Here is a 14,119-nt window from a genome sequence, read left to right as displayed (position 1 = left end):
CGGACCGGCCGCAGGGGGCACGGGCACGGCGTGCGTGGCCGGCCCGGTCGGCGTCGACGGACCGCCCTCGGGCAGGGCGTCGGGGCGCGGTGCTGCCGCGGCGGAGGTCTCGTCCGCCGTGGGCGGGGCGCTCACGTGCCCTCCGTGCGGTCGGCGGCCATGCCCACGGCGTCCAGCAGCGCCGTACCGACGACGAGGTCGGCACCGCCGAACTCGGGGTCGTCGAGGGTCGCGCCGTCGTCGACCGCGAAGAGGAGACGCTCCTCGCCCTGGCGGTAGGCGGTGCCGACCGGCGGGCTCGCGGCGTGGACGGCGAGGAGCGCCACCAGGTACGGCAGGTCGGGGTCGCGGCGACGGGCGTCGGCGAGGAGGCCGGAGAGGCGGCGCGGAGCGTCGTGCTCCAGGTCGAGGAGTTCCATGGCGCTCGCCAGCTGCTCCTCGCTGAAGCGGCTGTCGTCGGGGGTGGCGATCAGGTCCGGCTCGGGCATCTCGGCGCCCAGGTGCTGGCGCTCGACCGGCGGCGTGAGCAGCAGGTCGACGAGGTCGCCGACGCGCACGGACGCGGGCGTGCGCAGTCCCGTGCCGTGGGCGAAGAAGGCGTCGGTGACCTTGGTGGCCTGCTCGACGGGGAGCGGCAGGATCGGGGCGACCAGTTGCCCGTACAGGTCGAGGCCCGTGTAGGCGGTGGGGGCGGCGAAGGCCTGGCGGTCCTGCTCGGCGCGGAACAGCGGGCCGGCCTCCAGGAGGCGGGACTGGAGCTGGGTGTGCCGCCGGATGCAGTCCTTGACGATGTCGACGAGCTCGGCGGCCCGGCGCTTGTGCTCCTGGTCCTCGGCCTCGTCGCGGGCCTTGCGGATGTTGGTGAGGATCGCATTCTCGTGGCGATAGCGGTCGGCCACGTGGTCGAGCGCCTCGGCGATCATGTCGGGCACGGCGTTGAGCCAGTCGACCGCGCGGACGTTGCGCCGGGTCGCCTCCAGGGTCTTGCGCAGGGTCTCCGCGTACTGCACGGTGCGGTAGCGGGCCTGCTCGGCCGCGAGCTGGGCGTCGGCGAGGCGGCCCCGGTTGATCAGGACCTCCAGCTTCACCTCGGCGGCGATCTGGGCGCTGGTGACGTCCGTGTCGAGGGCGCCGACGAGCACGTTGACGGCCTCGTCGGTGGTGCGCAGATAGATCCCGCCGCCGTAGCCGGGGACCTCTTCGATGAGCTTGAAGTCGTAGTCGCGACGTGTGTAGACGCCGTCGCTGCCGAAGGTCCCGTAGACGGCGCGGAAGCCCCGGTCGACGCTGCCGACGTTGATCAGGTTCTCCAGGACCCAGCGGGCCACGCGCTCGTGCTCGGCGGCGGGCCGCTCGGGGGCCTGGGCGGCGACGCGGGGCAGCAGGCGGGCGATTATCTGCTCGCTGTCGGCTCCGGTGTCGAAGTCCATGTTGAGCGTGACCAGGTCGATGGCCGAGAGGGCGACCTCGGCCATCGCGTAGACCGAGTACTCGCCCGCCAGGTTCGCCTTGCGCGTGTCCAGGTCGTGCAGCGGGGCGGTGCACGCGAGCGCACGGAGCCGCCGCGCGAGCCCTTCGTCGGCGGCCGGGCCCTGCGCGGGGCGCGGCCCCGCGCTGAGCTGGGGCATAGCGAGGTCCGTCGAGGCAGGCGAAGTCACGGTGCACAGAGTAGGTCCTCGCACAGACAACGGTCGAAACGGCGCTTAAACGACCCCCGGTCCACGCGCCCGTGCGCCCCCGCCGACTCGGCTGCGCGCCCCCGCCGACGGGGTCACGTACCCCGCCCGGCTCGGCCGCGCGCCCCCTCTCCACAAGCCCGTCGGTCCCGCGCCTCCGGCTCCACTGCCAGCTCCGCTGCCGGCCCCGCTGCCGGCCCCGCGCCTCCGGCTCCCTGCCGCCCCCGCCTCCGGCTCCACTGCCGGCTCCACTGCCGCCCCCGCCTCCGGCGCCACGGGCCCGCTCCGGGGGACGCCCCCCGTCCGCGCTCCCACCCCCGCCGCCGGACCCGTCTGCGCGGCCCCCTCACCGCTCCGGCTCGTCGACCGCCTTCGCGTACGCCTCTCCGATGCGCGTGCGGGAGTCGTCCAGGTAGCGGGCGAGGAGGTGCTCGGCACGATCCCGGTCGCCTCCCCGCAAGGCGTCCAGAATCTCCCGGTTTCGCGCGAGATAGGGGTCATGGAGGCCGCGCGGGTCGTCCACGATGTGGAAGGCGAGGCGGAGTTCGGCGAGCACACCGCGCATGAGTTCGTCGGTGCGGGCGCTGCCGGCCAGGGCGACGAGTTCGCGGTGGAAGTGGATGTTGGCGGTGGCGACGCCCTTCCAGTCCTCGTCCCGCGCGGCCCGCTCGCCCTCCGCGACGGCGGCGGCGAGCCCGGCGACCGGGTACGGCGGCTCGCCGAGGCCCCGGACCACGGCGCATTCGACGAGCCGGCGGGTGCGGTAGAGATCGGCCACGTCGTCGACCGTGAGAACGCGGACGAACACGCCCCGGTTGAGCCGGTGGACGAGCAGCCGCTCGTGGGTGAGCAGCCGGAACGCCTCGCGGAGGGTGTTGCGGGAGACCCCGAGGGCGCCGCCGATGCCGTCCTCGGACAGGCGGGTGCCGGGCGGGAAGAAGCCCTCGGCGATCCGGGTGCGCAGGATGTCGGCGACCCGTTCCGCCGTGCTCGTACGGCCCAGCAGCGCGCGGTCGTCCGCCAGTTCACCGATCGAGTCCATCGTGCCTCGTTCCCTCCGTCGTTCGGGGCCGAGTCAATCGCAGGACCCCCGCCGAGACAAGGACGAGCCTCCGCGAGGCTTGTCGGATTGTTGAACGATCCCTACATTGAACGACACCGCACGGCCCGTCAGCACGTCTCTCCGGCACCCTCCCCTCCCCTCTGTGAGGTGCAGATGAGCACGACCCAGACCCCGCGGCAGTCCCTCGGCGAACACCCCGACGACTCCGGCGCGTTCGCCTGGCTGCGCGCCCTCGGGCCACGCGGCAGGCGCGCGTTCGGCGGCGCTTTCGGTGGCTATGCCCTTGACTCGTACGATTTCTTCACGTTGCCGCTGTCGATGGTGGCCATCGCCGCGTACTTCGGCCTCGACAAGGGGCAGACCGGTCTTCTGACCACCGTGACCCTCGTGGTCTCCGCGGTCGGCGGTGCGCTCGCCGGCGTCCTCGCCGACCGGATCGGGCGGGTCCGGGCCCTGATGATCACGGTCGTCACGTACGCCCTGTTCACCGTCCTGTGCGGCTTCGCGCCCGACTACGGGACGCTGATGGTGTTCCGCGCCCTCCAGGGCCTCGGCTTCGGCGGCGAGTGGGCGGTCGGCGCGATCCTGGTCGCCGAGTACGCCTCCGCCCGGCACCGCGGCCGGACCCTCGGCGGCGTCCAGAGCGCGTGGGCGGCCGGCTGGGCCCTCGCCGTGGTCGTCTACACCCTGGTCTTCCGGTTCGTCGACGCCGACACCGCCTGGCGGGTCATGTTCTGGACCGGCGCCCTGCCCGCCCTGCTCGTCGTCTACGTGCGCCGCAACGTCCAGGACGCCCCCCAGGCCGCGGAGGTACGGCGCGCGAGCGCCGACCGCGGCTCCTTCACCGCCGTCTTCAAGGGGCCGCTGCTCCGCACCACCCTCTTCGCGGTGCTGCTCTCGACCGGCGTCCAGGGCGGCTACTACACGCTGGCCACGTGGGTGCCCACCTATCTGAAGACCGAGCGCGGGCTCACCGTCGTCGGTACCGGCGGCTATCTCACCTTCCTGATCTCCGGGGCCTTCGTCGGCTACCTCACCGGTGGCCACCTCACCGACCGGCTCGGCCGGAAGAAGAACATCGCCCTCTTCGCGGTGCTGTCCGCCGTCGCCGTCCTCGTCTACACCCGCATCCCGGACGGGGCGAACACCCTGCTCCTCGTCCTCGGCTTCCCGCTCGGCTTCTGCATGTCGGCCATCTTCAGCGGCTTCGGCTCGTTCCTCGCCGAGCTCTATCCGACACCGGTCCGCGGCACCGGCCAGGGCCTCACCTACAACACCGGGCGCGCGGTCGGCGCGCTCTTCCCGACCCTGGTCGGCTTCCTCTCCGACAGCTGGGGCGTGGGCGGAGCGCTGGTCTTCGGCGCGGTCGGCTACGGACTCGCCGTCCTCGCCCTGCTGGGCCTGCCGGAGACCCGCGGGAGGGAGCTCGTATGAGGCGCGCGACCGAACCGGCCCCCGCTCCCTGCGCGGAACACCGCGCCCCGGACCGACCGGAACCGGACTCTCTCGCGCACGACGGAAGGAAACCTCTCATGCCCACGGTCGCCATCGACCTCAACGCCGACCTCGGCGAGGGCTTCGGCCGCTGGACGCTGACCGACGACGAGCAACTGCTCTCCGTCGTCACCAGCGCCAATGTGGCCTGCGGCTTCCACGCGGGGGACGCAGCGACCATGCGGCGCGTCTGCGAGCTGGCGGCGGAGCGCGGGGTACGGATCGGGGCCCAGGTATCCTACCGCGACCTGGCCGGCTTCGGCCGGCGCGCCATGGACGTGCCGCCGGCCGAGCTGGCGGCGGAGGTCGCCTACCAGATCGGCGCGCTGGAGGTGTTCGCCCGGGCGGCCGGCGCGCGCGTGGCGTACGTGAAGCCGCACGGCGCGCTGTACAACCGCGTGGTGCGCGACGAGGAGCAGGCGGCGGCGGTCGTGGACGGGGTGCTCCTCGCCTCGGCGGGCGGCACGGGGCCGGGGCTGCCGGTGCTGGGACTGCCCGGCTCGCGGCTGCACGAGGCCGCGCGGAAGGCCGGACTGCCCGTCGTCGGCGAGGCGTTCGGCGACCGCGCCTACCGGGCCGACGGCACCCTGCTGCCACGGGGGCAGGAGGGCGCCGTCGTGACCGAGCCGGCCGAGGTCGTGGAGCGCTCGGTGTCCCTGGCCCGGCTCGGGGTGGTCGCCGCCCACTGCGGGCGCCGGGTCCCCGTACGGGCCGGGTCGCTGTGCCTGCACGGCGACACGCCCGGCGCCGTGGACCTGGCCCGGCGGGTGCGCGCCGCGCTGGAGTCGGCCGGGGTCCGGGTCGAGGCCTTCGCATGAGGGCGCGCAAGGTGGTCCGGGTGGGGGAACGCGGGCTGCTCGTCGAGCTGGTGAGCGGCGAGGCCACGGAGGCCTTCCATGCCGAGCTGCTGCGCCGCCGCGCCCGGGGCACGCTGCCGGCCGTGCGGGAGATCGTGCCCGCGGCCCGGACCGTGCTCCTGGACGGCGTGGCCGCGCCGGACCGGCTGGCGGCCGAGCTGCGCTCCTGGGACGTTCCCGCGCTCCACGCGCGCGTGGCGGCGTCGGTGACCGTGCCGGTGCGCTACGACGGGCCCGATCTGGCCGAGGTCGCCGCCCTGTGGGACGTGTCGGTCGAGGCGGCGGTGCGGATCCACACGGAGACCGAGTTCCGGGTCGCCTTCTGCGGCTTCGCACCGGGATTCGGCTATCTCACCGGTCTCGGGCCGCGCCATGAGGTGCCGCGCAGGGACACTCCGCGGACCGCGGTGCCGGCCGGGTCCGTCGCGCTCGCGGGGCCCTACACCGGCGTGTACCCACGCTCCTCGCCGGGCGGTTGGCAGCTGGTCGGACGGACCGGGGCGGTGCTCTGGGACACCGCCCGGGAGCCCGCCGCGCTGCTCTCCCCCGGCACCCGGGTGCGTTTCACGGCGGTGGGCCGGTGACCGACCGTGCCGTCGCCGTGGTCCGCGCCGGGGCACTGACCACCGTGCAGGACCTCGGGCGGCCGGGGCACGCGCATCTGGGGGTGCCCCGCTCGGGAGCTCTCGACCCGGGCGCGGTACGGCTCGTCAACCGGCTGCTCGGCAACCCCGAGGGCGCCGCCGTCCTGGAGACCACCCTCACCGGCTGCGCGGTCCGCCCGCGGTGCGCGGTGACGGTCGTCGTGGGCGGGGCGCCGTGCCCGGTCCGGGTCGACGGCCGGGCCGCCGCCTGGGGCACGCCCGTACGGGTCGGGCCCGGGCAGCTCCTCGACGTGGGCGCCGCGGTGCGCGGGCTGCGCTCGTACGTGGGGTTCGCGGGCGGCGTCGCCGTCGACCCGGTGCTCGGCAGCCGCTCCACCGACCTGCTGTCCGGGCTCGGCCCGGCGCCGCTGGCGGACGGGGCGGTGCTGCCGCTGGGAGCGGCCGCGGCCGTACGGGGGTCGGTCGGCGCTCCCGCCTGGCCGGGCCCGCCGGACGAACTCGTCCTGCGGGTCCGGCTCGGGCCGCGCGACGACTGGTTCACCCCCGGCGCGCTGCGGGCGCTCGCCACGCGCGCGTGGCGGGTGTCCACGGCGACGAACCGCATCGGGCTGCGCACCGAGGGACCGGCCCTGGAGCGGGCGGTCGGCGGTGAACTGCCGAGCGAGGGCATGGTCCTGGGCTCGGTGCAGGTGCCGCCGGACGGGCGGCCGGTGGTCTTCCTCGCGGACCATCCGACCACCGGCGGCTATCCGGTGGTGGCCGTCGTGCGGGAGGCGGACCTGGCGGCCGCGGCGCAGGCGGTGCCGGGGACCGTGGTGCGCTTCGTGCCGTACGCCTGAGTGCTCCGTGGAGCGGCTCCGGGGAGGTGCTCCGTGGAGGTGCTCCGTAGGCGGTCGCGACCGGCGGTGAACCGGCGGCCGACGCCGCCGTACCGGAGGCTGCCGGTGGCGCCTGGGCGCCGCCGGCCGCGGCGAGGCCCGGGGCGGCGGCCGTGGTGAGGGTGCCGGTCGCAGTGGGCACCGTCGCGGGCCGCGTGGTGGTCGGGCCGGTGACCGGGCGCCGCGCTTCTGCCGCCGGAATCGCAGGTCACCGGGGTCGGACGGTCGAGGAGGGGGCCGGACGCGTCACCGGCCGGCGGCCTCCGCGGGCGGCGGCCCGTACCCCCCGCCGCCGGGCGTGCGGACGACCAGGACGTCGCCGGGGCCGACGTCGGTGGTGTCGACGCCCGCCAGCTCCTCGACGGTGCCGTCCGCACGCTCGACGGCGTTGGCTCCGAGCGCGCCGGGGGTGCCGCCCGCCATGCCGTACGGCGGGACGCGGCGGTGCCCGGTGAGCAGGGCGACGGTCATCGGCTCCAGGAAGCGGATGCGGCGTTCGACCCCGCCGCCGCCGGGCCAGCGGCCGCGGCCCCCGCTGCCCTCGCGGACGGCGAAGGAGTCGATGCGGACCGGGTGGCGCCACTCCAGGATCTCGGGGTCGGTGAGCCGGGAGTTGGTCATGTGGGTCTGCACGGCGTCGGCGCCGGCGAAGCCCTCCCCGGCGCCGGAACCGCTGGCGACGGTCTCGTAGTACTGCACGCGGTCGTTGCCGAAGGTGACGTTGTTCATGGTGCCGGAGCCCTCGGCCTGGACGCCGAGAGCCGCGTAGAGGGCGCCGGTGACGGCCTGGGACGTCTCCACGTTTCCGGCGACGGTGGCGGCCGGGTAGCTCGGGGCAAGCATCGAACCGGGCGGGACGCGCACGTCGAGCGGCTCCAGGCAGCCGCTGTTGAGGGGGATGTCGTCCTCGACGAGGGTGCGGAAGACGTAGAGGACGGCGGCCATGACGACGGAGGTCGGCGCGTTGGTGTTGCCGGGCTGCTGGGGCGAGGTGCCGGTGAAGTCGAGGACGGCGGAGCGCTGTTCGCGGTCGACGCGGACGGTCACCTGGACGACGGCGCCGCCGTCCGTCTCGTAGCGGTACGAGCCGTCCCGCAGCCTGGCCACGATACGGCGCACGGACTCCTCGGCGTTGGCGCGGACATGCCGCATGTAGGCGTGGACGACGTCCAGGCCGAACTGGGCGACGGTCCTGCGGAGTTCCTCGATTCCCTTCTCGTTGGCGGCGATCTGGGCCCGCAGGTCCGCGAGATTGGTGTCGGGGTCGCGCGAGGGGTACGGGGCTCCGGTCAGCAGGGCCCGGGTCTCCTCCTCGCGGAGCCGGCCGTCGCGGACGAGCAGCCAGTTGTCGAACAGGACGCCCTCCTCGTGGACGGTCGTGCTGAAGGCGGGCATGGAGCCGGGGGTGATGCCGCCGATCTCGGCGTGATGGCCGCGCGAGGCGACGAGGAAGCGCAGCTCGGTGCCGGTGTCGTCGAAGACGGGGGTGACGACGGTGACGTCGGGCAGGTGGGTTCCGCCGTGGTACGGGTCGTTGATGGCGTACACGTCACCGGGACGCAGCTCGCCCTCGTTGCGGCGCAGGACCTCCTTGATGGACTCGCCCATGGAGCCGAGGTGGACGGGGATGTGGGGGGCGTTGGCGATGAGGTTGCCCTCGGGGTCGAAGAGGGCGCAGGAGAAGTCGAGCCGCTCCCTGATGTTGACGGAGTGGGCGGTGTTCTCCAGGCGCACGCCCATCTGCTCGGCGATCGCCATGAAGAGGTTGTTGAAGACCTCCAGGAGGACGGGGTCCACGTCGGTGCCGGCGGCCGTGCGCGCGGGACGGGGGGTGATCCGGCGCAGGAGGAGGTGCCCCTCCTCGGTGGCGGTGGCGGCCCAGCCGGGGTCGACGACGGTGGTGGCGTCGGTCTCGGCGAGGACGGCGGGGCCGGTGACGGTGTCCCCGGGGCGCAGGTCCTCGCGGCGGTGGAGCGGGGTCGGGGCGGGCTCTCCCCCGCTGTACGTGGTGACGGTGGCCCGGGGCACGAGGTCGCCGTCCCGTTCGCCCTGGGGGACCACGACGGGGCCGTGCGCGCCCGCGGTGCCGACGGCCTCGACGGAGACGGCCTCGACGACGAGGGGCGCGTCCATGGTGAAGCCGTAGCGCGTCCGGTGGGCGGCGGTGAACGCGGTCCTCATCTCGTCCGGGGCGGCGAGCGGCACCGGGAGGCTCGCGTCGGTACCGGCGTACCGCAGCAGCACGCGCGCGTGGGTGCTGATCGCGTCGTCGGGCAGTCCGTCGGCGCGCAGTTCGTCGCGGGTGCGCCCGGCCAGCTCGTCGCAGAGCCCGGTGACGCGCGCGCCGGCGCCCGGGGCGTCGAGGGGCGCTTCGACCGACTGCTCGCGCATGGCGGTGGCGTCGGCCAGGCCGATGCCGTACGCGGAGAGGACGCCGGCCAGCGGCGGCACGAGGACGGTGTCGATGCCGAGGGCGTCGGCGACGGCGCAGGCGTGCTGGCCGCCGGCGCCGCCGAAGCAGGTGAGGGCGTAGCGGGTGACGTCGTGGCCGCGCTGGACGGAGATCTTCTTGACCGCGTTCGCCATGTTGAGGACGGCGATCTCCAGGAAGCCGGCGGCGACCTGCTCGGGGGTGCGGCCGTCGCCGGTCTCCGCGGCGAGGGCGGTGAACCGTTCGCGGACGACGTCGGCGTCGAGGGGCTGGTCGCCGTGCTCGCCGAACACGGCGGGGAAGTGGTCCGGCTGGATCCGCCCGAGCATCACGTTGGCGTCGGTGACGGTCAGCGGGCCGCCGCGGCGGTAGCAGGCGGGGCCGGGGACGGCGCCGGCGGAGTCGGGACCGACGCGAAAGCGCTGCCCGTCGTAGTGGAGGACCGAGCCGCCGCCCGCGGCGACCGTGTGGATGTTCATCATGGGCGCGCGCATCCGGACCCCGGCGACCTGGGTGCCGAGCTCGCGCTCGAACTCGCCCGCGTAGTGCGACACGTCGGTGGAGGTGCCGCCCATGTCGAAGCCGACGACCCGGTCGTGTCCGGCCTGTTCCGAAGTGCGGGCCATGCCGACGACCCCGCCCGCGGGGCCGGACAGCACGGCGTCCTTGCCGCGGAAGTGGGCGGCCTCGCGCAGGCCGCCGTTGGACTGCATGAACATGAGGCGGATTCCGGCGAGTTCGCGGGCGACCCCGTCGACGTAGCGGCGCAGGATGGGCGACAGGTAGGCGTCCACGACGGTGGTGTCGCCCCGGGGCACGAGCTTGATCAGCGGGCTGACCTCGTGGGAACAGCTCACCTGGGTGAAGCCCGCGGCCCGTGCGAGCTCGGCGACACGGGACTCGTGGGCGGGGTGGCGGTAGCCGTGGAGGAGCACCACGGCGGCGGAACGGAGACCCTCGCGGTGCGCGGCGGCCAGGGCGTCGGCGACGGCGTCCTCGTTGAGCGGGGTGAGGACCTCGCCGTGGGCGTCGACCCGCTCGGGGACCTCGATCACCCGCGCGTAGACGGACTCGGGGAGCACGATGTGCCGGTCGAAGATGCGCGGCCGGTTCTGGTAGGCGATCCGCAGGGCGTCGCGGAAGCCGGTGGTGATCAGCAGGACGGTGGGTTCGCCGCGCCGTTCGAGGAGGGCGTTGGTGGCGACGGTGGTGCCCATCTTGACGGCGGCGATCCGGTCGGCGGGGACGGGTTCGCCGGGGCCGAGGCCCAGGAGGAGCCGGATGCCGGCGACGGCGGCGTCGTGGGGGCGGGCGGGGTCGTGCGAGAGCAGTTTGCGGGTGACGAGCCGGCCGTCGGGGCGCCGGCCCACGATGTCCGTGAAGGTGCCGCCCCGGTCGATCCAGAACTCCCAGCGTCCGGTCATTCCCTCATTGTGGCCGCGAGGGCGCGGGTGAGGGCGTGTTCGGCGCGTGCGTCGAGGCGGGCGCTCGTCCCGGTGGCGGCATGGCGGACCTCGGCGCCGGCGAGCAGGAGCAGCTGGGGCAGCAGGTCGCCGCAGCGGCGCACCACCCAGGCGGTCCCGGCGGTGGCGAGCCAGAGCACGGCGTCGGAGCGGGTCGGCGGGGGCTGCTCGGGTTCGGGCGACGGGGGCGTGCCGTGGGCGAGTCCCCGGTCGAGGAGCAGCCGGTGGAAGGCGCCCGCGACGGCGCGGTGGCCGCGTTCGCCCGGGTGCAGGCGGTCGGCGCTCCAGAGCGAACGGTCGTCGGTCCAGGCCGGGGCGTCGAGGTGGAGGTGGACGGCGCCGTGGCGGGCGGAGAGCGCGTGCACGACGGCGTTGACGGCCCGCTGCCGCCGGGCCAGCGGCCGTGCGAGGGGTGCGGGCAGGCCGAGCATGGTCCCGGGGTCGGGCAGGCAGGCGGTGAGCAGCACGGCCCCGGCCCCGGCGAGCTCGGCGCACACCCGGTCGAGGCGGCGGGCGAACCGCCCGATGTCGAAGGTGCGCCGCAGGGTGTCGTTGACGCCGACGACGACGGAGGCGAGCTGGGGCCGCAGCGCCAGCGCCTGGGACAGCTGGGTCCCGGCCACGTCCCGGCTCTGCGCCCCGCTGACGGCCAGATTGGTGAAGGCGACACCCGCACCGCCGGGCCGCAGCCCCTCGGCCAGCAGCGCGGCCCAGCCCCGCCATTCCTCCCCTACGCGGTCCCCGACGCCCTCGCTGAGCGAGTCGCCGAGCACGACGAACCGCGTGACGGACGGCGGCCCGGTCGGACGGGCCGGCGGCACGGAGACGCCGGCGAGAACGGAGCCACCGCGCACCACCGCGGCGCGCGGCCCGCCGGCGGGGGCGGGGGCTGCGGAGGGGGCCGTCGCGGGCGCGACGGACGCGGCGGCGGGCGCGGGCGCGAGGGTCCGGGAGGAGGCCTGGGCGGAGGCCGGGGAGGAGGCCGGGGCGGTGGCCGGCACCGGAGCGACCGCCGGGGCACGAGCGGGAACGGGGGCGGAGACGGTGACGGTGACGGTGAGGGACGTGGGAAGTACGGGGGACGTGGGGTCGGCGGGAGTGGCTGAGGGGCCCGCGGGGGTGACGGCGGGGTCCGCGGCGGTGACGGCGGGGTCCGCAGGGGTGACGGCGGGGCCCGCGGCGGTGACGGCGGGGTCCGCAGGGGTGACGGCGGGGCCCGCGGCGGTGACGGCGGGGTCCGCAGGGGTGACGGCGGGGTGCGCGGGGGCGACGGCGGACGGGACGGGCGCCGCGGGTACGGCGGGGGCGGGCGTCATCGGAGCGTCTCCTGGGGCGTTCTCACGGCGGGGGACGTCGTGTCGTGGGCCGCGAGGAAGGCGGCGGTCGCGCGCTGCCAGGAGAAGAGCTCGGCGCGGGCGCGGGCGGCCGCGCGGCGCCGTCCCTCCTCCCGGCCGACCAGGGTGCGGACGGCGCCGGCGAAGCAGGCGGGGTCGTCGGCGGCGACGACCCCCGCGTCCGCGACGACCTCGGGAAGGGCGGAGGAGGCGCTGCACACGACGGGGGTGCCGCAGGCGAGCGCCTCGAGGGCGGCGAGCCCGAAGGTCTCGGCGGGTCCCGGGGCCAGGCACACATCGGCCGCCGCCTGGAGATCGGCGAGGGCCTCGCGGTCGGCCAGGTGGCCGAGGAACCGCACCGGGAGCCGCTGGTCCCGCGCGCGGCGCTCCAGGGCGCCGCGCAGCGGCCCGTCGCCGGCGACGACGAGGGCGGCCCGCACGCCCTGGGCGCGCAGTACCGCGAGGGCGTCGAGGGCGGTGCCGGGCCGCTTCTCGACGGAGAGCCGCGAGCACAGCACGAGCAGCACCGGCTCGCCGTCCGCGTGGCGGGCCCGCACCGCGGCGCTGCGCCGCCCGGGTCGGCAGCGGCTCAGGTCGACGCCCAGCGGAGCCCGTACGACATTGCGCGCCCCGATCCGTACGAACTCCCGCTCGGCCCACTCCGTGGTGCAGACGACCCTCGAATAGGCCCATGCGGTACGGCGGTTGAGCCGGTCGGCGGCCCGCTCCGCCAGCGCGCCCGGCACGCCCCAGGTGCGGAGCACCCCGTCGGCGGTCTCGTGGGAGACCATCACGGACGGCACCCGGGCGCGGCGCGCCCACTCCCCCGTCCAGCGCAGCGTGGTGCGGTCGGAGACCTCCAGGCGGTCCGGGGCGAGCTCCTCCAGGAGCCGGCGCAGACCGGGCCGGTCGGTGAGGACGCGATAGCCCCCGGTGCCGGGGAGTTCGGGTCCGGGCAGGGTGATCACCCGGCCCTGTTCGGTCTGCCGGTCGCTCGCGACGTCGCCCGGGACGACGAGGACCGGCTCGTGGCCGGCGGCGCGGTAGCCGCGGCCGAGCTGGTCGAGTGCGGTGCGCAGGCCGCCGGAGGTGGGCGTGACGAAGTTCGCCAGCCGGACGATGCGCAGGGGGCCTTCGGTGCCGGTCACGCGGCCACCGCCGTCCGCTCGCGCAGCACCTCCAGATAGTGCCCGATCAGTTCGTCGCCGACGGCTTCCCAGGTGCGGCGTTCGACGGCCGCCCGGCCCGCCGCGCCGTAGGCGGCGCGCAGCGCGGGCGCGGCCGCCAGGGCGGCGACCGCGTCCCGCAGGGCACCCGGGTCCCCGGCCGGGACGAGGAGCCCGGTGCGGCGGTGCGCGACCAGGTCGAGGGGGCCGCCGGCGGCGGGCGCGACGACCGGGACGCCGCTCGCCATGGCCTCCTGCACGGTCTGGCAGAAGGTCTCGTACGGCCCTGTGTGGGCGAACACGTCGAGCGAGGCGAAGATCCGGGCGAGGTCGGTCCCGGTGCGGCGGCCCAGGAAGACGGCGCCGGGCAGCGCGTCGCGCAGGCCCGGCTCGCTGGGCCCGTCGCCGACGACCACGACCCGGACGCCGGGCAGCCGGCAGGCGGGGGCCAGCAGGTCGACGCGCTTCTCGGGCGCCAGCCGGCCCACGTAGCCGACGATCGTCTCGCCGTCGGGGGCGAGTTCGCGGCGCAGCCGTCCGTCGCGGAGCTCGGGGCGGAAGCGTTCGGTGTCGACGCCGCGCCGCCAGAGCCGTACGCGCCCGATGCCGTGGGCCTCCAGGTCGCTCACGGCGGCGGTGGACGGAGCGAGGGTGCGGTCGGCGGCTCCGTGCACGGCGCGCAGCCGGCGCCAGGCGGTGGCCTCGCCGGCGTTGAGGTAGGTGCGGGCGTATCCGGCGAGGTCGGTCTGGTAGACGGCGACGGCCGGCAGCCCGAGGCGGGAGGCGGCGGTCATGCCCCGCACGCCCAGCACGAAGGGGCTCGCCAGGTGGACGATGTCGGCACGGTGCGCGGCGATGGCGGCGGTGACCCGCCGGCTGGGCAGCGCGACCCGCACCTGCGGGTAGCCAGGGAGCGGCAGCGAGGGGACGCGGACGACGGGGCAGGGCGCGTCGGCGTCCGGGCCCGGGGCGGCTGTGGGGACCGCGGGGGCCACGACGAGGGGGTCGTGGCCGCGGCGGACGAGGTGGCGGGCGGTCTGCAGGGCGCAGTGCGCCACACCGTTGACGTCGGGCGGGAAGGACTCGGTGACGATGACGACACGCATACCCGTGTTGTCGTCGGATTCGGCGTGTCCCCGTCAAAGTGGATCT

At 75.8% G+C, this 14,119-nt stretch carries 10 protein-coding genes; 4 read left to right on the top strand and 6 right to left on the bottom strand.

The window, feature by feature from the left end:
• Window positions 1-131 precede the first annotated feature (131 nt).
• On the bottom strand, window positions 132-1,658 hold the full coding sequence (locus ACGF1Z_RS28760; protein WP_393008915.1) for a hypothetical protein: 1,527 nt from the start codon (window positions 1,656-1,658) through the stop codon (window positions 132-134).
• 364 nt (window positions 1,659-2,022) lie between these two features.
• Complete coding sequence (locus ACGF1Z_RS28755; protein ID WP_393008914.1) at window positions 2,023-2,718, bottom strand: GntR family transcriptional regulator; 696 nt, start codon at window positions 2,716-2,718, stop codon at window positions 2,023-2,025.
• A gap of 174 nt (window positions 2,719-2,892) precedes the next feature.
• On the opposite strand from ACGF1Z_RS28755, the gene ACGF1Z_RS28750 reads away from it, so the two are divergent.
• The 4 genes from ACGF1Z_RS28750 to ACGF1Z_RS28735 all read left to right on the top strand — a co-directional run bounded on the left by ACGF1Z_RS28750 (window position 2,893) and on the right by ACGF1Z_RS28735 (window position 6,534).
• Complete coding sequence (locus ACGF1Z_RS28750) at window positions 2,893-4,173, top strand: MFS transporter (protein ID WP_393008913.1); 1,281 nt, start codon at window positions 2,893-2,895, stop codon at window positions 4,171-4,173.
• A gap of 98 nt (window positions 4,174-4,271) precedes the next feature.
• Entirely contained in the window at window positions 4,272-5,051 is a 780-nt protein-coding gene (locus ACGF1Z_RS28745; RefSeq protein WP_393008912.1) for a LamB/YcsF family protein, read from the top strand.
• A complete protein-coding gene (locus tag ACGF1Z_RS28740; protein ID WP_393008911.1) occupies window positions 5,048-5,674 on the top strand; it encodes an allophanate hydrolase subunit 1 in 627 nt (208 codons plus the stop codon). Before ACGF1Z_RS28745 ends, ACGF1Z_RS28740 begins: the two co-directional genes overlap by 4 nt.
• On the top strand, window positions 5,671-6,534 hold the full coding sequence (locus tag ACGF1Z_RS28735) for a biotin-dependent carboxyltransferase family protein (protein ID WP_393008910.1): 864 nt from the start codon (window positions 5,671-5,673) through the stop codon (window positions 6,532-6,534). Before ACGF1Z_RS28740 ends, ACGF1Z_RS28735 begins: the two co-directional genes overlap by 4 nt.
• Window positions 6,535-6,819: 285 nt before the next feature.
• On the opposite strand, the gene ACGF1Z_RS28730 is transcribed toward ACGF1Z_RS28735, so the two are convergent.
• The 4 genes from ACGF1Z_RS28730 to ACGF1Z_RS28715 form a co-directional block, all read right to left on the bottom strand.
• Window positions 6,820-10,428 (bottom strand): hydantoinase B/oxoprolinase family protein, encoded by a 3,609-nt coding sequence (locus ACGF1Z_RS28730; protein WP_393008909.1) that lies wholly within the window; start codon window positions 10,426-10,428, stop codon window positions 6,820-6,822.
• Window positions 10,425-11,288: an SGNH/GDSL hydrolase family protein gene (locus ACGF1Z_RS28725; RefSeq protein ID WP_393008945.1), complete on the bottom strand. Its 864-nt coding sequence runs from the start codon at window positions 11,286-11,288 to the stop codon at window positions 10,425-10,427. Before ACGF1Z_RS28725 ends, ACGF1Z_RS28730 begins: the two co-directional genes overlap by 4 nt.
• Window positions 11,289-11,779: 491 nt before the next feature.
• Complete coding sequence (locus tag ACGF1Z_RS28720; RefSeq protein ID WP_393008908.1) at window positions 11,780-12,949, bottom strand: glycosyltransferase; 1,170 nt, start codon at window positions 12,947-12,949, stop codon at window positions 11,780-11,782.
• Entirely contained in the window at window positions 12,946-14,073 is a 1,128-nt protein-coding gene (locus ACGF1Z_RS28715; protein WP_393008907.1) for a glycosyltransferase family 4 protein, read from the bottom strand. Before ACGF1Z_RS28715 ends, ACGF1Z_RS28720 begins: the two co-directional genes overlap by 4 nt.
• Between the last annotated feature and the right edge of the window lie 46 nt (window positions 14,074-14,119).

Origin of the sequence: Streptomyces sp. NPDC048018 (genome assembly GCF_043202995.1) — a bacterium.
Lineage (GTDB): Bacteria > Actinomycetota > Actinomycetes > Streptomycetales > Streptomycetaceae > Streptomyces.
This window is presented reverse-complemented; position numbering and strand designations above follow the sequence as displayed.

Bases quoted from the DNA above. Each gene is read 5' to 3' on its own strand.
- ACGF1Z_RS28715 (WP_393008907.1), bottom strand. From the start codon at position 14,073: ATGCGTGTCGTCATCGTCACCGAGTCCTTCCCGCCCGACGTCAACGGT.
- ACGF1Z_RS28755 (WP_393008914.1), bottom strand. From the start codon at position 2,718: ATGGACTCGATCGGTGAACTGGCGGACGACCGCGCGCTGCTGGGCCGT.
- ACGF1Z_RS28750 (WP_393008913.1), top strand. From the start codon at position 2,893: ATGAGCACGACCCAGACCCCGCGGCAGTCCCTCGGCGAACACCCCGAC.
- ACGF1Z_RS28745 (WP_393008912.1), top strand. From the start codon at position 4,272: ATGCCCACGGTCGCCATCGACCTCAACGCCGACCTCGGCGAGGGCTTC.
- ACGF1Z_RS28730 (WP_393008909.1), bottom strand. From the start codon at position 10,428: ATGACCGGACGCTGGGAGTTCTGGATCGACCGGGGCGGCACCTTCACG.
- ACGF1Z_RS28740 (WP_393008911.1), top strand. From the start codon at position 5,048: ATGAGGGCGCGCAAGGTGGTCCGGGTGGGGGAACGCGGGCTGCTCGTC.